The organism is Leucobacter sp. cx-42, from assembly GCF_014529985.1.
Taxonomy (GTDB): domain Bacteria; phylum Actinomycetota; class Actinomycetes; order Actinomycetales; family Microbacteriaceae; genus Leucobacter.
Genome location: NZ_JACVMU010000001.1, coordinates 341,940 through 365,391, shown reverse-complemented (window position 1 = coordinate 365,391; position 23,452 = coordinate 341,940). Strand labels below are relative to the sequence as shown.

At 62.4% G+C, this 23,452-nt stretch carries 11 protein-coding genes; 7 read left to right on the top strand and 4 right to left on the bottom strand.

Annotated features, from left to right (window positions below):
* Window positions 1-13 precede the first annotated feature (13 nt).
* The gene (glpX, locus tag ICM05_RS01635) at window positions 14-997 is read left to right on the top strand and encodes a class II fructose-bisphosphatase (RefSeq protein WP_188022803.1); all 984 of its coding nucleotides are present in this window, start codon (window positions 14-16) and stop codon (window positions 995-997) included.
* A gap of 362 nt (window positions 998-1,359) precedes the next feature.
* Here the strand turns inward: glpX and ICM05_RS01630 are convergent, their stop codons facing one another.
* Both ICM05_RS01630 and ICM05_RS01625 read right to left on the bottom strand, forming a co-directional pair.
* Window positions 1,360-2,703 (bottom strand): DNA recombination protein RmuC, encoded by a 1,344-nt coding sequence (locus tag ICM05_RS01630; RefSeq protein ID WP_188022802.1) that lies wholly within the window; start codon window positions 2,701-2,703, stop codon window positions 1,360-1,362.
* Between the two features lie 82 nt (window positions 2,704-2,785).
* Window positions 2,786-3,370, bottom strand: coding sequence for a 3'-5' exonuclease (locus tag ICM05_RS01625; RefSeq protein WP_188022801.1), 585 nt, complete (start codon window positions 3,368-3,370; stop codon window positions 2,786-2,788).
* A gap of 59 nt (window positions 3,371-3,429) precedes the next feature.
* Here ICM05_RS01625 and ICM05_RS01620 point away from each other — a divergent pair, with 59 nt between their 5' ends.
* The 3 genes from ICM05_RS01620 to ICM05_RS01610 are packed head-to-tail and all read left to right on the top strand — an operon-like array spanning window position 3,430 to window position 5,703.
* Entirely contained in the window at window positions 3,430-4,248 is an 819-nt protein-coding gene (locus ICM05_RS01620) for a Cof-type HAD-IIB family hydrolase (protein ID WP_188022800.1), read from the top strand.
* Window positions 4,249-4,259: 11 nt separating this feature from the next.
* Window positions 4,260-5,333 carry a redox-regulated ATPase YchF gene (gene ychF, locus ICM05_RS01615; protein ID WP_188022799.1) on the top strand — a complete coding sequence of 358 codons (1,074 nt, stop codon included), beginning with the start codon at window positions 4,260-4,262 and terminating at the stop codon, window positions 5,331-5,333.
* Window positions 5,326-5,703, top strand: a complete 378-nt coding sequence (locus tag ICM05_RS01610; protein ID WP_188022798.1) for a zinc ribbon domain-containing protein YjdM — start codon at window positions 5,326-5,328, stop codon at window positions 5,701-5,703. The genes ychF and ICM05_RS01610 overlap by 8 nt, the downstream gene beginning before the upstream one ends.
* Before the next feature lie 147 nt (window positions 5,704-5,850).
* On the opposite strand, the gene ICM05_RS01605 is transcribed toward ICM05_RS01610, so the two are convergent.
* The gene (locus ICM05_RS01605; protein WP_188022797.1) at window positions 5,851-6,615 is read right to left on the bottom strand and encodes a DNA alkylation repair protein; all 765 of its coding nucleotides are present in this window, start codon (window positions 6,613-6,615) and stop codon (window positions 5,851-5,853) included.
* A gap of 133 nt (window positions 6,616-6,748) precedes the next feature.
* Here ICM05_RS01605 and ICM05_RS01600 point away from each other — a divergent pair, with 133 nt between their 5' ends.
* Window positions 6,749-7,249, top strand: a complete 501-nt coding sequence (locus ICM05_RS01600) for a GNAT family N-acetyltransferase (RefSeq protein ID WP_215401718.1) — start codon at window positions 6,749-6,751, stop codon at window positions 7,247-7,249.
* A gap of 257 nt (window positions 7,250-7,506) precedes the next feature.
* Window positions 7,507-7,848, top strand: a complete 342-nt coding sequence (locus ICM05_RS01595) for an HU family DNA-binding protein (RefSeq protein WP_188022796.1) — start codon at window positions 7,507-7,509, stop codon at window positions 7,846-7,848.
* A gap of 63 nt (window positions 7,849-7,911) precedes the next feature.
* Here ICM05_RS01595 and ICM05_RS01590 read toward each other — a convergent pair whose 3' ends face one another.
* Window positions 7,912-8,460: a DUF5067 domain-containing protein gene (locus ICM05_RS01590; RefSeq protein WP_188022795.1), complete on the bottom strand. Its 549-nt coding sequence runs from the start codon at window positions 8,458-8,460 to the stop codon at window positions 7,912-7,914.
* Between the two features lie 167 nt (window positions 8,461-8,627).
* On the opposite strand from ICM05_RS01590, the gene ICM05_RS01585 reads away from it, so the two are divergent.
* Entirely contained in the window at window positions 8,628-23,288 is a 14,661-nt protein-coding gene (locus ICM05_RS01585) for an SdrD B-like domain-containing protein (protein ID WP_353055783.1), read from the top strand.
* Window positions 23,289-23,452 lie beyond the last annotated feature (164 nt).

The window sequence follows — 23,452 nt, the reverse complement described above, 5'->3', positions numbered from 1 at the left end:
TAGGATTAGAGACATGAATGAACCTGTATCGCTCGGCGATTGGCAGCCGGACCGCAATCTCGCTATGGAGCTCGTACGCGCAACGGAGGCCGCAGCGATGCGGGCTACCCCCTGGATTGGGCGCGGCGACAAGAACGCAGCCGATGGTGCGGCGGTTGACGCAATGCGTCGCTTCCTCGCAACCGTCAACATGAAGGGCACCGTTGTTATCGGTGAGGGCGAGAAGGACGACGCTCCCTGGCTCTACAACGGCGAGGTCGTTGGTAACGGCTTCGGCGCAGAGTGCGACGTCGCAGTTGACCCGATCGATGGCACCCGCCTCACCGCAGAGGGCCGCCCCGGCGCACTCTCGGTGATTGCAGTGGCGGATCGCGGCAGCATGTACGATCCCTCGGCTGTTTTCTACATGGACAAGCTCGTGTGTGGCCCCGAGGGCGTCGGCGTTGTCGACATCCGTAAGCCCATTGGCGAGAACATCCGCGCGCTGGCTGAGGTCAAGGGCGTTGACGTCTCTGACATCCGCGTTGCAGTGCTCGATCGTCCCCGCCACGAGCAGCTCATCGCTGACATCCGCGCAGCAGGCGCAGGTACCCGCCTCCTCATGGACGGCGACGTTGCAGGCGGCGTGAACGCAGCTCGCTGGGACTCGGACATCGACATGTGCGTCGGTATCGGCGGCACCCCCGAGGGCATCATCACCGCGTGTGCAGTGAAGGCACTTGGCGGCATGATCCAGGGTCGTCTCGCACCCAAGGACGAGGAAGAGCGCCAGGCAGCGATCGCTGCAGGTCACGACCTTGACCGCGTGCTCGAGGCAAACGACCTCGTTTCAAGCGACAACTGCTACTTCGTGGCAACCGGCATCACCAACGCTGAGTTCATCGGCGGCGTGAAGCGTGTTGGTCCCTTCGTTCGTGCGGAGAGCATCGTGATGCGCGCTCACTCGGGCACCATCCGCCACATCACCAGCGACATGGACCCCACCCGCTGGGACTAAGCTCCCTCGGCCTTGGTTTTGCGGTTAAACCCCGTAAAAACTAGGGTTTCTGGTTACTTCGACCGTTAACCCGTCGAAAACCAGGGTTTCTATCGAAAAGGCCCCTTTCATGCGTATGAAAGGGGCCTTTTCGTGTGAAAGGGGTTGTTTCGGCGAAGTTGCCCTTGTTGACACGCGCAAGCTCGCGCGAGCAGGAAGCAACACCGCTCCTCGCCACGTCAGATTCCCTCAGGCTGTGAAGTGTCGGTGCGGCCGCTGGCCGCGCCCTTCTCGCTCGAAGGCGGCGCAGTATGCGCCACGAATCTCGAGCCAATGAGTAACCATTTGACTTCAGTCGCGCTCGCCAGCGCGGACCTGAGCGTTTACAACCCAGGCAGCGTCTCAGCAGGCTCGGACGCAGACGCAGACGCAGACGCAGACGCAGGCTCAGGCTCAGCGTCGAAGCGAAGCTCGGGGGCGACCAGCGGGCGCACCGCGTCTTCGAGCTGCGCGGGTTCAGTGCCAATCTTGTCGCCGTTGAGGGCGCCAATCTTGCGCGCGGTGGGGAACACCTGGCGTTCGAGGGAGCCGACGTAGGCGTTGTAGTCCTGCACTCCGCGGGAGAGCGTGCGACCCAGCTTGTCGAGGTGTGAGGCGGTACGGCCGAGGCGAGTGTGCAGCTCACGGCTGAGGTCGAAGAGCGTGCGGGCTTCTGCGGTGAGCGACTCCTGGCGCCAACTATGCGCAACCGACTTCAGGATCGCCCACAGGCTCACCGGCGAAGCCAGAGCGACGCGGCGTTCGAAGGCGAACTCCAGCAGCATCGGGTCGGTGTCGAGGGCGCTCGACAGGAGCGACTCACTCGGGACGAATGCGATGACGAACTCGGGCGAATCGGGCAGCGCCGACGCGTAGTCGCGAGCGCTCAGCGCGATGATGTGCTCACGCAGCGCCTTCGAATGCTTCGCGAGTAGTGCGGTGCGACGGGCTTCCGCCGCTGCGTCGTCTGTAATCCCAGACTCGGAAATGTGCTGCGCCTCGAGGTACGCGTCGAACGGCACCTTCGAGTCGATTGCGATGGCCTTGCCCCCTGGCAAGTGCACGACCATATCGGGGCGCAGCTCACCGCGTTCAGAGGGAAGTCGGTGCTGCACGTCGAAGTCGACGCGTTCGAGCATGCCAGCGGCTTCGATGATGCGGCGCAGCTGGGTCTCTCCCCAGATGCCGCGGGTGTTGTTCGAACGCAGAGCGGCTGCGAGCGACTCGGCGGTGCCGCGCAGCTTCTCTTCTGCGCGAGTGGCCTGGCGCAGCTGCTCGGCAAGCTCACCGTGCTGTTCAGCACGCTGCTGTTCCATCGTCGTGACGGTGTGCTCCAGCTTGCCGACCGACTCGCGCAGGGGAGCGAGCTGCTGGAGCACGCGCTGCTCCTCCTGATCAAGGACCGCGCGACGGCGCGCGTCCTCCTGCATGTCTTGCAGCCGCTCTTCGAGACTCATCACGCGGGCATCTGACGCAGCAAGTTCTTCGCGCAGCAGGCGCGCACTGGACTCGGCCTCAAGCTTTGCCTGCTGCACGGCCACAGCAGTGTCGCGCGCAATGGAGGCCTGCTGGGCTGCAAGCGCAGCAGCCGCAGCACGCCCACGCACGACCGTACCCACGACGAACCCGCCGCCGACGCCGATGGCGAGGGCAAGCAGTACGAGCAGTGAGATGGTGAGACCTGTCATGGAAGCATGTTCCCACGAGCCACTGACATTTCAAGGTTGAGGCTCGCGCGCAGCGGTGATCCGCCGCCCCAGACGGAGGAAATTACAGCTTGAGCGGAATCGCCTTCAGCGGTGTCAGCCGCAGCCCGACCTTCTTCGCGAGCGCAGCCACATCGGTGACCTCGTGGCGCACCGCGGCATCAGCGATGATCGCGGCGCAGGCCTCGGCATCGGCGAGTGCTTCGTGGTGGGCAAACTCTGCGAACCCGGCCGCAGCGGCGGCGAGGGGAAGCCGGTGCGAGGGGATGTCGTACGTGCGGCGCGAGACCTGCACGCTGCACAGATACTTCAGGCGAGGAGTCGGCGTCACCGTCTCGGCGCACGTGCTCTTGATGACACCCATGTCGAAGCTCGCATTGTGCGCGACCACGACGTCGTCACCGATGAACTCACGCAACTCGTCGAGCTGTTCGGCCCAGCCGCGCGCCTCTGCGACCATCGCCGGGGTGATGCCGTGAATCTTGATGTTGAACGGCAAGAACTCACCGTGCGACGCGGGCGGTGCAATCAGCCAGCTCGCCCGATCAACGACCTTGCCGTCTCGAACGCGCACCATACCCACGGCACAAGCCGAAGACGGGTGGCTGTTGGCAGTCTCAAAATCGATCGCGGTGAAATCTACGGGCACCCGAAAAGTCTGACACAGCCCCCTGACATTTGGAATCGTGCGCCCATTAGGCTTGATCCGTGACCAGACTGCCGAAGCTCATTGCCACAGACCTCGACCACACGCTCCTCAACGGTGAGGGCCACGTCTCGGCTCGCACCCGGGCAGCGCTCGACGCGGCACGCGCAGCGGGAATTACGGTCGTACCAGTGACAGCCCGGCAGCCCATCGGCCTCGTGGACATTGCGCGCGAAGCGGGCTTTGAGGAGTGGGCGCTCTGCTCGAACGGTGCATTCGGCATCCACCTGCAGACGCGCGAGCTGCTCTTTGCCAACGAGATTCCCGCTCGGGTGGTGGCTGAGATTGTGTCGGCGATCCACGCCCGAATTCCGTCAGTGGTGTTTGCGGCAGTGCGCGATGCTGGCGATGGATTCCTCGCGCAGCCCGGATATGCCGCGCTCGCAGATTTCAGCGATCACAAGCGCGCGCCAGCCGAGATGGATCTTGGCACGCTCGCAGAGATCGCCAGTGAACCCGCGCTCAAGCTCGTCATGCGCGACGCGACGCTTTCGGTCGCAGAGATTTTTGCGGCAGTGGCGGATCTCGACCTCGACGGCTGCGAACTCACCCTCTCTGGCGCACCCTTCGTCGATGTGATGGCCGCAGGAATTACCAAGGCAGCAGGTCTGGCCGAACTGTGTGATCACCTCGGAATTGCGCGGGATGAGGTGTACGCATTCGGTGACGAACTCAATGACGCAGAGATGATCGCCTGGGCCGGTCACGGCGTCGCAATGGGCAACGCGATCGGCGCGGTGAAGGCAGTCGCAGACGAAATTACCGGCACGAATGATGAAGACGGCCTTGCCCAGGTCGTCGAACGGCTCCTGGCCAGGTAGAATCGTTTCTCGTGGCTCTTACAATCGGCATCGTGGGACTTCCCAATGTGGGCAAGTCGACCCTGTTCAACGCACTTACGCACAACGACGCACTCGCTGCGAACTATCCGTTCGCGACGATCGAACCGAACGTAGGTGTTGTGAACCTGCCGGATCCGCGCCTCGACAAGCTTGCGGAGATCTTCGGCAGTGAGCGAATTCTCCCCGCGCCCGTCAGCTTCGTTGACATCGCAGGTATCGTGCGCGGCGCAAGCGAAGGCGAAGGCCTGGGCAACCAGTTCCTCGCAAACATCCGCGAGGCAGACGCAATCGCACAGGTCGTGCGTGGCTTCTCTGACCCCGACGTTGTGCACGTCGACGGCTCGGTCAACCCGGCCAGCGACATGGAGACGATCAACACCGAGCTGATCATCGCCGACATGCAGACCGTCGACAAGGCACTCCTGCGTCTTGAGAAGGAACTCAAGAACAAGAAGGTCGAAGCCTCGGTCGTTGAGACCGCAAAGGCAGCTCAGGCTGCGCTCAACGACGGCAAGCTGCTGTCGCAGACTGATATTGATCTCGCTGAGATCCGCGAGCTTGGTCTGCTCACCGCAAAGCCCTTCCTTTACGTATTCAACGTTGATGAGGGCGTACTGCAGGACCAGGCAAAGCTCGATGAGCTTGCTGCGCTGGTTGCTCCTGCACAGGCAATCTTCCTCGATGCAAAGATCGAGAGCGAGCTCATGGAGCTCGACCCCGAGGACGCAGCTGAGCTGCTCGCCTCGACCGGCCAGACCGAGAGCGGTCTCGACCAGCTCGCGCGCATCGGCTTCGACACCCTCGGCCTCCAGACCTACCTCACCGCAGGTCCCAAGGAAGCACGCGCATGGACCATCCGCAAGGGTGCAACCGCGCCCCAGGCTGCTGGCGTCATCCACGGCGACTTCGAAAAGGGCTTCATCAAGGGCGAGATCATCTCGTTCGAGGACCTCGTAGAGACCGGTTCGATCGCTGAGGCTCGCGCGAAGGGCAAGGCTCGCATGGAGGGCAAGGAATACATCATGCAGGACGGCGACGTCTGCGAGTGGCGCTTTAATGTCTAACTCCCTGCCTCCGTGCCCGGAATGTGCAGAGTCGTACTCGTACGAACAGGGTGCACTGCTGGTGTGCCCGATGTGCGGTCACGAGTGGTCCACTGCAGATCCTGGCGCTGATGCAGCTCACGGTTCAGACGAGTCTTCAGCAGACGTCATTCGTGACGCCGTAGGCAATGTGCTCTCGGACGGCGATACCGTCACGCTCGTCAAAACCGTGAAGGTCTCTGGCGGCGGTGGCGGCACCATCAAGGTCGGCACTAAGGTGACGGGCATCCGGCTGAACGCTGGCGGCGCTGGTGGTCACGACATCGATGCCCGAGTTCCCGGTTTCGGCAACATGCAGCTCAAGTCCAGCGTGGTAAAGCGCGCGAACTGACTCAACGCTGGTAGTCGGCCGGCTTCCGACCTCAAGCCTCGAAACGAAGCGTTCATACAAAAGACCTCTTTCATCGCATGAAAGGGGTCTTTTGTCAGAGCGGGCCGGTTTTGCTGCAGTTGCAGCGGGCAGCACCCAACCCGCTCGCTACTTCAACGACCGCAACGCCCGCTTCGTAATGTAGGCAGTGGCTGCTGTCGGGCTCTCCGCATTCCAGCGTTCGCAGATTGCACGGGCCCACTCGGGGGAGTCCTTGGCAGCGTCGTTGATCCAGTTCGCGACGGAATCTTGTACGTATCGGTGCGGATCTGAGCGCAGCGGCTCAAGCAATGGCTCACCGAACTGCGGCGAAGATTTGAACTCGGCAATGTGCTTTGCCCACACGCCTCGCGGACGCAGGGATTCACTGGCGAACCGGCGCAGATTCGCTGACGGTTCGCCCGTCCATGGCGTGAGTTCGTGAATCGAGAGCTCGAGCTCTTCCGCCATTCGTGGCCTGACTGCCATCCACACCCACTCGCGCACGGTGAACAGATGGTCATCGGCAAGCGGCTTCACCGCATCCAGGAGCGAGGCCACACTGTGGCTGGAGTCGGCGGCAATTGCGAAGCACGTCCACCCGCGCACGGTGTCCGACCGATGCTGCGTTAGAGCGTGAATGTGATCCGCCCCCAGATGCTCGTGCAATGCCTGACCGATGGCGGTCATGCGCTTGAGGATGCCAAGGCTTTGCGCTGCCTCAGCCGCGAAAACGAGCTCGCTCGGTGCGTCGGGGACGGCGGCGGCCAGCAGTGCTGGATGGTCAATCACAAGTGCCTCTGTGAGGGTGCGTGCCTCGGCCTTGCCTGTGTTGAGCGCTGCGAGATGCTCTGCGGTGACGTCGCTCTTCTTTGATGCTCCAGGACTGGCCATGTTCAGTTCATTGCCCCTCACTGCGTGACTCACGGTGATCTCAGCCTAGATGGTGTGGTGGGTAGTCAGCTCCTGCCAAAGCCGTAGCGCCTAACCTAGGGTGAGCACACTTGGACCAAAGGCCTCACCACAGATGACGAAGCAGACCTCGAACTCGCGCATAACCTTCACCCGTCTCCCAGAAATACCGATTGAGCAAGTGACGGCGCTGCTAAACGAGCCGCGCAACAGCAGGCATATGCCGCTCGCGACGGCGTTTACCCCAGAGCAAGCTGCCGACTGGGTGCGGGACAAGGACGCGCAGTGGGCGATTCACGGCTTTGGCCCGTGGGCAATTTTGGTGAATGGTGAATTTGCTGGTTGGGGCGGGTTTGAAGCTGAGGCGGACTCTGCCGACTTTGCGCTGGTGTTGCTGCCGGGTCAGTGGGGTATGGGTGAAATGATCACCCGCAAAGCGCTGGAAACAGGCTTTGAAGAATTTGACGTTCACACGGTGACGATCGCGCTCCCGTACTCACGTCAGCCGACCAAGGTCGTCGGACGTCTAGGGTTCAACGCTGACGGAGAGGTCATCTATGGCGGCGAGCGTTTCAGGCGCTACAAGCTCTACCGGCAAGACTGGTGCACGGCGTAGGCCGACTCACCCTTCTCCCGAAACCAGACCAACCATCCAAATCTCGTCACGAAACATCGAATTTGCAAAGAATTCCCTCAGAAGAGTGAAATCTTCTCGTTTCTCAGCTACCTTGATGGGACTGCGGTGCGCGAAATCACCAGCGCTACCCAGGGCTTGTAGGTACCGAATGAAATTTCACCGGGCGGTGCCGGGCCGGAGATCCCAGCGGATTCTGGCCCGCCTGCCTGTCGAATCACGATGGAGTGCGGCGAGAAATGACGAAGAACGAGGTAGACGGTTCACGAGTGAATCGCAGTGAGTTCCTGCGCGATGTTGCGCGTCGCGCTGAGACCGACGTGAAGCTCACGACGGAGATCGTCAATGCGGCGCTCGCTGAAATCGTTGAGGTGGTGAGCCGCGGTGACCACTTGACGCTCACCGGTTTTGGCCGCTTCTACCCGCAGCAACACAAGGGGCATCGCGTGCAGAGTGTCGCTGAGGATGGCAAGCTCGCGGGCACCGACACGGTCGCGCACGTCGATGACTACACGGTGCTGAAATTCTCTGCGACCCGCACGGTGAACCGGAGCCTCGCGGCCGAGTTGCCTGCGTCATAGGGGCGCGGATCCGCGCTTCGCGCTACCGAACCGCACACCGCGCTACCAAACCCCCGCTTCGCGCTACCGGACGCTGAGCGTCTCTCGGCCGATCTCGACGAGCCCTGCGTCGCTGACGATGAGTGCGACGTCTGCCTCAGGGGCAGCGAGCGTGTATGCAATCGTGCTGGACGCGGTTTCGCCCGCGGGAATCTCAGCGCCCTCCGCTGCCTCCGCACCTGCCGCCACCTGCTCATCGGGCAAGGCTGCGAGCGTGAGCTCGGTTGGTGCTTCCGCGCCAGTCTCCTGCACCGCGCGGAAGTGCGTGAGCCAGGCCGCCAGCGCATCGACGGTTTCGCCAGAGGTGTTCGTGAGGTCATACGAGACCACAAGAATCGCCCCGCTGTCGCCGGGAATCACGCGGGATTCGGTGATCGCAATTGTTGTGCGAGAAGATATCAGGGTGCGGTCGGAGTAGCTCGTCGGCCCTGCCTCCGTGGGAACTTCCGTCTCGATGACGCTGTGCTCACCGTCACGTGATTCGCTCCCGGAATCCGTGCAGCCAGTGACTGAGAGGGCGGTCAGGCCTGCGATAAGGGTGATCGCAGCGATGCGTCGCGGGCTGATCTGCACCTGTGGCTCCACTCGTTCGGGTACTCAAGACACCCAAAACGTTATCGGACTGAGTGCATTATTTACTCATATACGAGAATGTTTGCCCCCAAACATTCGTTACGCTTGTTGTGTAACAGAACTCTGTGCGAGCCACCATGCGCGCACACTGGAAGATGGGGTGTTTGGTGAAGCTGAGGCAGATCCTGACGGGTGTCCTTGCGAGCGTGTTGGTCGCAGCGTTGGCGTTTACGGACGTTGCAACTTCCGCGGGCGCAGCCGCTGCGGCGGCACCCTCCCCATCGATCACCCTGAACGGCACTGTCACCGAGGGTGACCCCGGTGCGCTCACCTCGAAGTCGATCATCCTGGCGACCGGCAACGAAGTGAAAGTGAACTATCGCCTCGTGCCGAACTATTCGGCCGGCCAAGCATCCGGCGTGCGGGTGACGCTGTTCATGCCGTCGCTCGAGTTCGTCGATGGCGAGTACTCAGTGGTCGCGCGTGACGCGTCCCCGACTCCGCTCGGTGTGCAGGGGCGCGTGAGTTCCGGCGGCGAGTGGAACGTCATCTCTGACACCACGGTCAAGGGCGGCCCGCTCGTGCTTGAGTACGACGGTGACCTGCGTGGTGGCGCGAACCCCGCGTTCGATATTTTCCTGACGACCTACAACGACGGCACGAACGGTGTCTACGGTGGCATCCCCGAGGGCACCCCGTTCGAGATCAACGGCTTCGTCTCCTACGACATGTTCGACCGCGCTGAAGGCAGCGAGTGGGAGACCCCCGGCCAGCTCGACGACGAATCGCGCGTTGCGATCATCTCGTCCGACCTCAAGTGGGAAACGAAGATCGAGCCGTACGCATACGGCAACGGTGACACCTCGGTGCCGATGTGGGATCGCTACCAGTACTTCGATTACGTCTACACGGTAGACAACGTCTCCACGAACCCGGGATCGAATATCGAGGGGTACACGGGAACCTTCGATATCGATACGACCGACAATATCAACGGCATCATTCCGTTCGATATCAACCGCTTTAGCTACACCGCAGACGGCAAGACCGAACCGAACACCGACCCCGAAGCGACCGAGGGCGAGTTTATTGGCGTGCCTGGCAAGGGCGGTGTCTTGATCTACGACATCACCGATTGGGACGGTGAGAGCGAACTCACGGAGGAGATCCCGTACTCTTACTCGGGCGCCGGCGTGATTTCGATCAATCGCGAGCACGGGGCAGCGAAGCACGGACTGAAGCCCGGCGAGAAGCACAAGTTCATGGTCTCGCTGCCGATGAGCCGCCAGGGCTTCCCGAACCTCCCCACGAACTTCAAGCTCACCGCGATCACCAACGTGCTCTTTGCAAAGACTGCGAACTGGACCAAAACGCACACGGCTGTGCGCGAGGTCGATGTGCCTCGCTACGGGCTGACCTTCACGCACGCACCGGAGAAGCCTACGGTCGAGGAGGGGCAGCGCACCTACACCGAGATCTCCGCGATCAAGAACACCTCGAACGCCCCGATCTTCAACACCGATCTCACCTACACGATCGACCCGGGCTTCGTTGCCGATAGCGTCACGCTTGAGTTCCCGACTGAAAAGTCCGATCCCGACCTCAGCAAGTCCACCCTGACGTACACCTACACCGATAAGAAGGGCGCAGAGCAGACCGGCACGCTCACCGGCACCCTGGGGGAGTCCGAGCAAGGCGCGGATCATTCCAAGCTCACCTTCGATGTCTCGAAGCTGCATGCGCTCGACTGGAATCGCGAGCTGTCGTTCTCGATCGTGAGCGGTCGCCTGAACCCTGGCAAGACGCTGCCGTTGACGATCCGCGTCTATGGCGCCGCGCCGACCGCTGGCACCATTACCGATCCCGCGGCAGTGACATACAACGAGCGCTACGCGAGCAACGACGACTACGCAGAGGACACCGTCTACACCGACGTGCCGCACACGGTGCAGCGTGATGCCGTCTTTACGGTCGTCAAGCCCAAGCCGCAGGACGTGCTCAAGCCCGTCGTCGATGTCATCGGTGTGTATGGCAACGCTCGCACGAAGAATTCGACTCAGGTGCCCTACGAAGCACCGTTCCAGGCGGAGTACCAACTGTCGACGGGTGGCGTTCCCGCGGCCTCGTTCGAGTACACGATGGATCTCAGCGCGCCAACGGTGGCCCCCGGCGTCGCGAAGCCCACGAAGATTGCGCTGTCGGATGCGCTGGTGGGATCCGCCACTGATCTCGAACTCACCTTCATCGATGCGGCCGGTGAGAAAGTCACCACCGCAGACACGACGGTGACGCTCGGCGACCTCGCACTGACCGACGTCGCGAAGATCGTGATTTCGGGAAAGATGCTCACCCTTACGAGCGCAGAAACGATTGCTATCGTCGACTATTCCTCGGCACTGGCGATGGGCGGATCGCAGACGCTTCAGGCGTCCTTCACTGGCAAGCAGGTGCCGCCCGATACCGCGACCCGCACGGCGTCGAAGACTAACGTGGTGACGGTTCCCGAGGCGAAGACCACGGTGAAGATTGAAGGCTTGAACCAGGTCACCAAGTCGACCGGCGCTGGCAACTCGTACGACCAGTGGGTCGATCGTCAGTGGTACTGCTCGACGAGTGGGTGCGGTTCAAAGACCGACTACACCCTCGACCAGGGCTACAAGTCGCTCGGCGGCTTTGCGGCGTCGATCACGCGTCCCACGACCGCAGCGGCGAACAACGACCAGACGACAGTCGTCAGCACGACGCTGCCCGCTGCGCAGTTCGACATGTACTACATGAAGATTCGGAGCGATCTGCAGCCGTACCTGCGGTCGGTCGATATCTTCCGCACGGTTGAGGGCAAGGAAGTCCTGTGGAAGACCGTGCCTGCTGCCGATTGGACGGCAAACACCACCGAGGGCAATTTCTGGCGGATCGCCACCGCAGACCCCGAAGCAACGGACCTGAGCGAGACGTTTGCCACGGTCGACGCCGAGGGGCACACGTACTACAAGGCGCCGTTCGCGGCTGATGTCGTACCTGACCAGCCCGTGAGCCGGGTTGCCTTCACGCTCGACTTCTCACGTGCTGACGCGAACGCGCTGCCAGAGCTCAAGGGCACGACGAGTCGCGTGGTCGAATTCATGGGCCGCTTCTATGCGACGACGACGGACGCAAAGAAGCCCACCTCGGTGACCTCTGCCGACACCTTTGGCACGACGGCGGCGACGCTGCGCACCCACGTTGCAAACCCGGTGTACTCGATCGTCAGCCACCCGTTTGCGAAGTCGAGCACCGGCGCACAGGACTCCACTTCGACCGCGTCGAAGACCGTCACGATGGGCACCGAGGCGAGCTATCTCGCGAGCATTTGGAACGTGAATACCGCCTCGTGGTACATCTACAACGGCCACGGCCCTGACGTCTACACGCCGGTCGCCACGGAGTTCGACGAGTGGCTGTACCACTACAACCCTGAGTCGTTCCACGACAGGTTGACGTACGAATTCACGTACCCCGCAAGCCCGAAGGACGACAAAGAGTACAACTTCGAAGCGACGCAGATCACGCTGCCGAACGTCAAGCTGCTGAACTCCCTCACCGAACTGCGCGTGACCTTCAGCAATCAGAAGACCGCGACGCTCACGGTTGACGCTGACTTGCGCAAGGAGATCCTCGAGCAGCCGCAGCTCAAGCTGGTCTATGACAACTCGCAGCCGGCGGGTATTCACCGTGTCAACGACACGACCTTTGCGATTTCAGCTGGCGTCACAGCCACGTACCCCAAGACGTTTGAGGCGAGCTTCGAGAAGATCGCAGGCTTCGGCGATACGACGGCCGAACTGCAGGGCGGAGCCGGGGACAGCCTCGGCGCAGACCTCAAGGAAATCGACGTCAAGGTCGGCGGTGTCGTCAACGGCAACAAGGCACTGGTGGGCACGACGGCGCTGTACCGGGAGTCGAACGGTACTGCTCGCACCAAGATGGACGAGACGAAGGCGACGCTGCTCGGCGCGACGCCAACGCTTGGCGGCACGCTCGACATGACCTTTGATGCGCTCTCGGTCTACGACTACGAAACCGACGGCATCACTCCGACGACGAGCACCGTGCACATGGGCATGGCGAACTCGGCTCAGGCAGACGTGACGAGTTTCACGATGAACATCGTGCCTGACGCGTCATTCCGTTCGCAGCAGCTTGAGATTCCTGCGGCGATCTTCGACGCAGACTGGCGCACGGCGAGCGTGAAGATCACGCAGCCAAGCGGCAAGCCCGTTGAGATTCCGCTCGACCGGTTCAGCTTGAACCCCGACACTGATCGCTACGAGCTCGACCTCGTCGCGCTGTTCGAGGCGCAGGGTGACGAAGCTGCGCTGCTGACGATGAAGACTGTCCCGGTCACCTTCGGTGGCAAGTCAGACCTCCTGCAGCTCGCAATCAGCAACATCAGCATTGATTTTGCCGCGGCGACTGATGAGACCCGCATGTGGGGTTCCTTCGCTCGCGAAAGCGACCCGACGCTGTCGGCGCGCATGATCGACGGCAGCTACGCCTTCCTGACGGGAATCTGGGTCGACGAGACTGCAGCCGGTCATGACTGGAACTCGAAGCCCTCGTTCCGTGCAGAAGGCACCAAGCTCGACGCAGGAAACTACGCGTACACCTCGTTCCGCGTGCACGTGACCGACATGAAGAGTCCGCAGCGCTTCACCGTCAACGCGGGCGGCAGCAACTCGGGCATGACCCCCACGCTTTCAAAGACGACGTCGGCGGCGCCCGTGCTCCACAACCGCGTGAGCAGCCTGCAGCTGCTTGGCATGCACCTGAACAACGACCTCACGAAGGCGACGGGATCCGCGAACTACCTGTTCGACGCCGATACCGACGGTCCGATCGCGGCCAACAACATGGTGGTGGGTGACACCGCGAAGGTGCTCTACGAACTGCGCAACGCGGCGACCCCCGGCAACGGTGGCATGCCGGTTGCCGACCCCTCGGCGCACTTCACCGCACCGCAGGGCATCGACATTGCCAAGGTGACGGTCGTGCAGCCCGGCACCTCGGAGACCCTCGACGGCGTGATCGCAACGGCTGGTCGCACCCAGGCGCCGGTCGCCGATGGCCAGTTCACCGTGACCGACAAGACCGCGAAGAAGCGCACCGATGTCGTCTTCAGCGGCGTATCGGTCGGGGCGCAGGAGTCTGTCTTCGTGCTCGTCGAGTACGTCGCCGTGAACGACTACGCGAAGGATCCCGCCAAGGAGCTTGGCGCGACCCAGAAACAGATCGTCTACCCCTATTCGTACGCGCGTCCTGGCTACCAACATCACCTGCAGAACTACGTCGTGACCGGCGTGACGGGTGACGGCATTACCGGCTATTCCTCGGTCGCCGGCGACTACGACGGCGACAAGACCAACGAATACCTCGCGCGCACCTACGGCACGACGACGTACGCGAACCCAACGGGGCTCACGCTGAAGTCTGCCTTCACTGAGGAAAGCCTCTCGGGCACGGGCATGACGCTCACGCTGTCGAAGATCAGTAACAAGATCGTGCACAGCAATACGCACGCAACGCTCGATATTACGCTCGATACGCGCGCCCGTGGCTTCACGCTCACCGAGCTTCCCGCACCGACCTACCCTGAAGGGTTTGTCGGTGATTTCGATGCGCCGCAGGTACTGATCCGCGTCAATGGCCAGTGGGTGGCATACGGCAAGAACGAGCACTCGCTCGCAGGGGTCAATGAACTTCGCGTTGACTACGGCATCTTGCCGGCTCGCGACGAAGCCGGTGCAGAGTTCCAATTGCCTGATTTCACCATCACAGGCATCGGCCACTGGCAGGCGACCGGGGGAGCGGCGACCAAGAGCTCGGTCATCGCTTCGTCGGCCGTCCTCACGCTCACGCACCACGATGGTGCGCAGGCTGAGAATCCTGCCGTCGCAAGCTACTCAGTGACCGCGACTGACCAGCAGACGATCTACAAGGCGATTCCGGTCGTGGAGTTGAACCTGCAGTCGTTCGACACCGCTGACGAGGCTGCCGCCGAGTACACCGATGCGTCTGCCGCACAGCTCGGCAAGACCTCGTACCTTCCCGGTGACGACGTCCACATGAAGCTCACTGCCCGCAACGCGGACACGCCCGCGGCAACCAACACCGGATTCGGCAAGGCGCCCCTGCTCGAGCCGATCATGTACGACAAGATCCCCGAGTACATCACGAGCGATCTTGAAGCGTTCACCACCGGCGGCACGCTCGACGTCGCGGCCGCAATCGCGGCTGGCAAGCTCACGATCAACCGGTACGACCGCACTGGCCAGCTCATTTCTGGAGCGGATCTCCCTGCCGTCGCCGTCGAAACCGTCACGGGTCTTGATGTGGGCGGATCGCAGACCTTCGCAAACAATCGCCACAACGATACGTACGGTCTGCTCTCTGCAACGGAACCGAATGACGCCTCGGGACTCACCGCGAAGAACCCCGCGGCGAAGATCAAGTTCCAGCTGCTCACCTACACGTTCCCCACGAAGTTGGGCCGTGGCGAGCGGATTGAGATCATGTATGCCGGCACGATCCGCGAGCATGACCTGCCCTCGGCGACCTATGCGGACGGCCACGCGGTCTTTGCGCCGCTCATGAGCTGGTACAGCGGAAATACCCCCGTCGCGAGCAACATGCACCAGACGAATATGGACATGGCTGCGCTGCTGCACGATGCCGGAATTACTGGCACCCGCAGCGACGAGATGACGGCGACCGAGTTCCTGTCAACCTCGTTTGCGTGGCAGCCAGGCAGCAACACCGAGCGCAGACACCCGGCAAGCAGCAGCGGCACGCTCGACACCTACTATGACTCCTCGGCGAACAGCTCGATGAGTCACAAAGCGTTCATGCAAGAGCGCGTCGCTACCACGTACACCAACCCGCTCTACGAAGCTGCGACTGGTGGAGAGGTCGACGATAACTTCGTATTCGTTGGCGCCTCGCGCGTGAATGACGGGAGCGTGCGTCACGGCGAACGCGTGCTCTGGGCACAGGATAATCTGCAGCTCAATCGTGCCTGGCTGTACGGCGCGAGTGAGATGCTGCCTGATGTGCAGCGGAAAGCGAGCGGCGTAGACGAAGCGAACTTCTACGAGTTCGACGGTTCGCTCCGGAAACCTGACAACAACATCACGGAGTACGCGTACGACGATTACACCTATGCGGTTGAACTGCACGAGCAGCTCACCGTTCGACTGCACGCCGCCAACCTCGGCGACCGCAGCATCGAGAGCGGCATCGAGTACCTCGAGGTGTTGCCAGAGGGCATCTCGCCCTACGACGGTCACGGCGAACTGCTTGGCGTGACCGCGTATGACGGCACCGGCGCCGCAATTGACGCTGACCGTGTGACGGTTGACGTCGTGCAGTCGCCGCGTCGCGACCACGGCTATCGTGCCCCCGCCCAGCAGCAGGAAGCTGGCAGCTACGCGGCGATGACCCGCGATGAGGTGGTGCCGTATGTGATCCGCGTGCAGGTGACCGGTGAACTCGGTGGCATGTTCAACGCTTCGGCGTCGACCATGCAGTCGAAGTACCAGTACGTCGACCTGCGCGTGCGTGTTGCACATGAATCGACGCAGCTCGTCGATGGCAAGTTCACCTGGTACGACCAGCTCACCGTGACCACGGTCGCAGAAGAGCCGTACCTCGAGCTGTATGACAATTCATACGGTGGCTACCACCGTGCGCCTGACATCTGGAACCCCCTGAAGTTCCCGAACGACGGCATGAAGCAGGGCATCGACGTTGTCGACCTGCTGTGGTCGAATTATTCCTATTCGACGTACCTCGCACTTGAACCGTGGGGCATGTACATCAGCGGCATCAATTCGCAGGGCACGGCGACCGAACTCGACGGCAAGCCTGCCATCGTGAACGGCGATCGCCTCGCACTGCGTGCACCGACGCTGCGTGTGTGGAACAACATCGAAAAGGACGCCGACTCGCAGACCGGCGGGGCCTCGTCGTTCGACAAGTCCCTGCAGAACTTCACCGCCGAGCTGTACGAAGAATTCACCGTGCACTCGACGGTCGAGAACCAGCAGGTCGAAACCGACCCCGCCTACTTCACGAGCGGGTACACCGAAGACAAATGGAAAAACCAGCCCCAAACCACGGGCGGCGCCCGCGGCACCTGGTTTGATCCGACCGTGACCGTCTCGCTCCCGTACGGCATCGTGCCGATGCTCGCCGACGGTCAGCCCGCCCGATACACGGGTAAGGTCGCCGACCAGCAGGACGTGGTCTTCACCGCCGCGATCAGCGACGTGACCTACAAGTCCTCGACGCAGGTCGCCGACGTCAGCGAGTACCTCGACGTCAACGTCGAGCGCACCGCAACCGACGAGGGTGAACGGTACGTTCTGCGCTTCACCGCGAAGAACACCGAGGCGGCCCGCGCTGCCATGCACGCCGTGAAGTTCGGCCAGTCGCTGACCATCTCACCGCGCGTGAAGACGGTCGACGGTCCGGTGCCCGGCGCGGCAGCTACGCTCGCCGCAACGGCTGACGACGCCAAGTACCAGCCGATCATCGCTATCGCGAACAGCGAGCGTCCGTCGTTCCAGCCGGTGGTGGTCGCTGCAAAGCCGACCGGATCGGTGCCGACCGGTGCCCCGGCCGACCGTGACCGCCTCGACTCCACGAGCGAGTGGCTGCACACCCCGACGAACGGCAAGGCGAACAATCTCGGTGTCATCAAGATCACCGAACGCTTGATTTCGCCGACGAAGATTTCGACCTCGAAAGCGAATCCCGGCGCGTATGGCGGCACCCGCATGGTGCTGCGCCGCCCGACGATCGTGAACAACACGAAGACTGGGCTCACGAAGGACGGCGAGTTCGTCGAGACTCAACTCGTCGACGCAGCAGGCGACTTCTGGCTCTCGCAGGAGATCACGAACCGTGCCGCGACGAGTGAGAACCCGTACGAGATGATCACCGGTTCTGGCGATGTGCACAATTCTCGCTTCGTGCTGAGCGCGTACGTTTCGGCCTTCGCTGAGCGGATCGGCGACCCCATGCTCGTCGTCGATGGCAAGGTGCTCGCTCCCGCGGAGTACGAGAAGCTTGGCTACGCGGTCAAGATGCTCACCTCAGACGAACGTGCTGCAGCTGGGAACAACGACCGTCAGCTCATCCAGTGGCGCGTGACGACACCGCCGAACGCGATTGGGACGAGCGGCAAGCTCGCATCGGGCGCCTCGATCACCGTGCGACACAAGCTGCGGCTGGTTGACGGCTACGAGGACACGACTCCGAATGAGGAGCCGACCTGGCACGGTGATGCACTCAAGATCGACTCGTACGTCTCACTCATCACCGATGACACCTCGCTCATCGCTGGTGACCAGCGTGAGGACGATTTCATCGTCCAGAACGCAGCTGCGATGACCTACGAGACGCGCGTCGCTGAAAACGAAGGCCTCGTCGATTACGACAACGACGGCGAGCTGGCGACGACGTTCGCGCACAACCCCGCGCGCATTGAGATCGTCAAGCCGCGCGGTGAGGTGCGTGTGAACACGACGCGTCCCCGCCTCGAGTACTCGAACGGGCGTACGGGTGACCCGTACTTCAACTCGTCTGACACGATCGAATACATCGTGACGCACGCGAAGAATACGGGCTCTGGCCTTAAGGAGTTCGCGTTTGAGCACACCCTGCCGACGAACGAGTCGAACGATCCGACGAACTCGCTGAGCACCGAACCCGTGAACAACACGTTGCTCTACGTCTCGACGGGCATGTGGGAGATTCCTACGGAAACCACCGCACTCCTTGCAGAAGCTGGCAAGAGCGTCGACGATGTCTTCGAGACCGAGGTATTGGTCTCGAACGAGCTCGCCGAGACCGGGTACGAAGCTGGTACGTGGAAGTCGCTCGGCACGAGCTCGATCCGCGTCAATACTGAATTTAAGGTGCCAACGGCCGACCGGCTGGGGAAGCGCAAAATCCGCGTGATTGTGCGTTCCCTCGACCCTGATTTCCTCGTGCCGAAGGGCACCAGGCTCGCCATCGATGCGGATCCCGACACCGACGGCAGCCAGGAAGTCACCGAGACCGATCCCGAGAATCAGAGCATCACTGAGTACCCGGCGAGCGTGACTGACAACGCGATGCGGATCGGTCTGCGCGCTGCTTCAGAGCGCAAGGCAACGATCTTCATTTACGACACCGTGCAGATGTGGGGCAACTACGTAGCCAATGCTCGTCTGCAGCTCGACAACAGCGAAGCACGGGCATACCTGACGCCTTCGCGCCCCGTAGTCAACGTCTATCACGACGCTACCTACTACCGGTCGGATTCAACGAAGCCGACCGAGGAACGCTACGGCTGGTCTGAGAACACCGCGATTAAGCCGGATGTCTCGCCGCACCTGAAGTTCCGTGGTGAGGTCGTGAACGCCGACGAGTCGATGTGGAATCCCGACACCGAGGGCAACACCTACGCTGAAGACACCCTCATCAATCCAACGGTGTCGTTCGAGCTGCCGTCGGTCATGACGGTCGGCGACAACTTCACCTATGTGCCCAACGATCAGATCACCGCTTCGCATCCGCTGAGCGATGATCACCGCTCGCGGTACGGCCTCACCGACAACGATGCGTACCTGTGGACGTGGAAGCTCGTTCGCGCAGACGGCACCGAGGCGAGTGCTGATTCGCACATCAAGCACACAAAGATCCACACGGGCTCCTGGCCCGGTATGGACCGCAACGTCGTGACCGTGTGGTTCGACGGCACCGTCTTCCCCGGCGACAAGGTCGTGGTCGATTTCATCGGCAAGATCGACGCCTACACTCCCGGTGCGAAGTCTGACGACCTGAAGTCGAAGGTCTACGTCACGAACAGCACCGGTCTCGTGCAGCCGTTGAACTCTGCACAGAACAGCGGCAACCGCCTGGGCTACATGACTGACCGCTACGACCTCGACGCGAACAAGCTCTTCAACGAGCGCCTGGTCTTCGCCGAGCGCGTGCTGTTCGAGTACGAAACGTACGACAACTTTGGCAAGCGCAAGGTTGCCTACTCAGATCTCAACCGCGCGGGAACGGTCTGGCCGCAGAGCACTCCCGTGCGTGAGGGCGGCACGCTCACCTACGAGCTTGCAATGGATAACACCAAGGAACCGGGCGGATCCACCGCGTACCCGTACCCGATCATGTACGACGTGCTGCCGTTCGCGGGGGACACCTCGATCATGAACGCGGCGACCTCGCGCGAGTCGATGGGTTCCTCTGAGCTCGACCTCACCAGCATTACGCTGCGCCGCGAGGGCGACGGCGGCGGTGTGTACCCGGCCTCCGAGTACACCGTTTACGTTGGTCCATTCAAGATGCAGGGCGGCAAAGTCGTTGCCGCTGACATGCTCGAGAGCACGACGGTCGGCACTGAAGCGTTCTACGATTCACTCGGTGTACCCGGCACTGCTTCGGCGGTGCGTGACGCGCACTTTGTGACGCTCGCACAGTTCACGGCAGCGGTTGCCGCTGATCCCGCGTTGCTTGGCGAGGCGCAGACGCTCCTCACCCTGTTCAACACCAAGGACGCATCGCTGCCGGGCCAGAGCAAGCTCAAGCTCAGCTATGACATGCGCTCGCCGCTGAACGCTCCGGCGTACATCGAGACATGGCAGCCCGAGGCGAAGCCTGCAGACGTCGGCCAGTGGAACTCCTTCGTTGGTACCCAGCGCAAGACTGGCTTCAAGCCCCAGGAATCGAACAAGGCTGGCACCTACGTGACCGAGCGCAAGACCTCCGTGTCGATCGGTAATTACGTCTGGCATGACGCGAACTACAACGCGAAGCAGGACGAGGGCACGATCATCACTGATGACAACGGTCGCGAACTGCTGCAGCCTTCGAAGGACATCAACTTCGATGGCACGGTTGACGATCCCGGCATCAACGGGGTGCAGGTCACGTTGCTCTCGCCAAACGGACGTCTCGTGGATTACGCGGGCAACTCCGTTGCGAAGCAGGGGGGCGAGTGGACTGTTGTGAACGACGAAACTGGCAAGGTCATCACGGATGATCTCGGTCAGACGACCCCGTCTGACGGTCCGCTCGTGACGACCACGCGCTCCGATATTCACGGCAACGCTGGCTACTACGTGTTCTCGAACATCACGCCTGGCAGCTACCGCGTGATGTTTGCATTCCCTGCGGCCTACGACCGGTTCTCGGTCACGACACAGGAACTCATCTCTGGCGCAGGCGTGACGGTCTACGAGCCCGGCTTCGCAGCGAACATTCCGGCGGCCAACGCCACGGAAGCGCTCGTCGCGATCACCTCAGCGCAGGAGATCACCACCGAGACCGTCGACAAGATTCGTATGGGCTTCGACCTCGGTGTTGGGCAGCTTGCCGACTTCGGTGGTGTCATCTGGAACGACGCGAACCGAAACGGTGTGCGCGATGCCGGCGAGCAGGGCCTCGCGGGCTACCGCGTTGCGCTCAAGGACGGTACGGGCAAGCCCGTGCGTGACGCACGCGGTGACGCGCTGGAAACCGTGTCGGCGGCCGACGGGAGCTACCTCTTCTCGGCACTGCCGCGTGGGGGGAACTACACGATTCAGGCGACGCATCCCGGCGGTACGTATGACGTCGAGATGCCGGTGACTCCGATTCTGTTGACGCACGATCCGCTCGCTCAGACGGACGACAACGACGGTTTCCTCCGCAAGAGTGAGTCCGGCGCACGCCAGGTGGTGACGAATCCGTTCAGCTTCAACCTGGAGCGTCTGTTCGGTGCTGACTTCGCGGCGATCAACGCGATCAACGTTGGTTTCACCGAGCGTCAGGACACCGCCGTCATCGGCAACCGGGTCTGGAACGATCTCAACCGCGACGGTATCCAGGACGCTAACGAGCCAGGCATCGCCGGCCAGCAGCTCGAGCTTGAGCAGTACGTTCGCGCAGGCGGCGAGTGGGTCAAGCAGGACGGCTTCACCCGCACCACGGTGTCGGGCGCAGACGGGTACTACTACTTCGCCGACGTTCCCGCGTTCAGCGGCGAAGACACTGACCCGATCGAATACCGGTACCAGGTCGTCGTGCGTGAGCTCACCCGCGGCTTCACCTTCGCGCCCACCCAGGCGGGCAACGACGCTGAGGCCGACTCCGACTTCTTCCTGAACGGCACGATGCACGAGGGAGCCGTCGGCGCGAACCTCATTTCGTTGCTGGACATGGAGGGCGGATCGGCACTCGCGGTCGACACCAGCTCGGTCGATCTGGGCCTCATGGCGCACGCCACCGGCGTGATCGCTGGCGAGGTATTCATCGATGCTGACGCTGACGGCGCGAAGAACGGCGATGATCGGGCCACCGAGCGATACACCGCAACCCTGCAGGTGAGCGTTGACGGGGAAACCTGGACCGACGTGACCTCGCAGCACGGCGTGAACGCGTACCGGTTCGAGGGGCTCGCGATCCACCATGAGGATCGTGGTGTGCTCAACCAGTACCGGGTGGTCATCACGGAGATTCCGCTGTGGCTGCAGCTGACGGCGCAGAACGCTGGTACCGGAGACAACGCTGATGCGATCGACAGCGACTTCGCCGAGACCGCGCGTGAGGGCGCAGCAACCGCTACCGCGGTGTCTGATGTCTACGTGCTCGGCGAGCTCGCAGAGGGACACCTGTTGCCGGTCGATACCCGCGAAGCCATCACCCACGAGGACGTCGATCTCGGTCTCATCGAGCCCGCAATCACCATTGGTGGTCGCGTGTGGAACGATGCGAACGCCGACGGCGTTCAGGACGCCGGCGACACCGACCAGGGCGGCAACACCGTCACGCTGTGGGAGCGTGTTGACGGCGAGTGGGCCCACGCGACCGATCGCAACGGTGTCATGAACGTCACCGTAGGCACCGACGGCCGGTACCGCTTCACTGTGAGCCCCACGGTGTACGACGAGGCCGATCCGCGTTTCCTGCAGCCGCGCGAATACCGAGTCAGCACCAACCGACTCGGTTACCAGGAATGGTCGCCGGTACACGTCGGCGACGACCGCGCGCTCGACAGTGACATCGCGTTCGACGAGGCCATGGACGGCGCAGAGGGCGGATCGCTTCACCGCGGATTCACCGACGCCTTCAGCATCGTCGACACCGATGACGCCGCTGGCGCGATCGTGGCGAACACCGTGCGCGACGACCTGTCGAAGGACATCGGCCTGGTCACCAACGCGCACCTCGCCATCATCGGCGGCGTGGTCTGGAATGACGCAAACCAGGACGGTGCGCGTCAGGCCTCCGAGGGGATGATGGCGGATCAGGAGCTGACGCTCTGGGAACGCATTGACGAAGAATGGGTCGTCGTTGAGGATCGCAACGGAAACTCCACGCGGGTCAGCGGGGTCGACGGCTCATACGAGTTCGTCGTTTCACCGACCGACTACGCGGAGATCTCCGCGGGCTATCTCCTGCCGCGCGAGTACCGGGTGACGACCACGGTTCCTGCTGGGTACGCACTCAGCCAGGGCGCGGACGTCACGGCGAGCTTCGACGGTGAGAAGGTCGTGACCCTTACGGCGCAGATTGTGACCGTTGGGGAGGACGGACGGATCCTCGTGCGCGAGGTAACTGATGACCTGTCGCTCGACTTCCCGTTCGCGTTTGTGCCGGTGGTCACGCCGAGTGAGCCAGAAGGAATCGGCGGCCTCGTGAACACGGGTGGTGGACCACTCGTGTTCTGGGGAGCAGCCGCTGCGATCGTGCTGCTTGGCGGTGGCGCGCTCGTCCTGTGGACGCGTCGTAAGCGCCCGCGGCACGCCGCGCGCTAGCGCTCAGCACCGCACTGCGCTAACTCCACACTGCGCTAACTCCACACTGGTGCAAACCCCGCGAAAGGGGCCGTTTCTCTCGAAACGGCCCCTTTCTTGCGCAAGAAACCATCGATCTCGGCAACAAGGCCTCGTTATGCGGGTTTCGCCTGGACGGAGCCGCC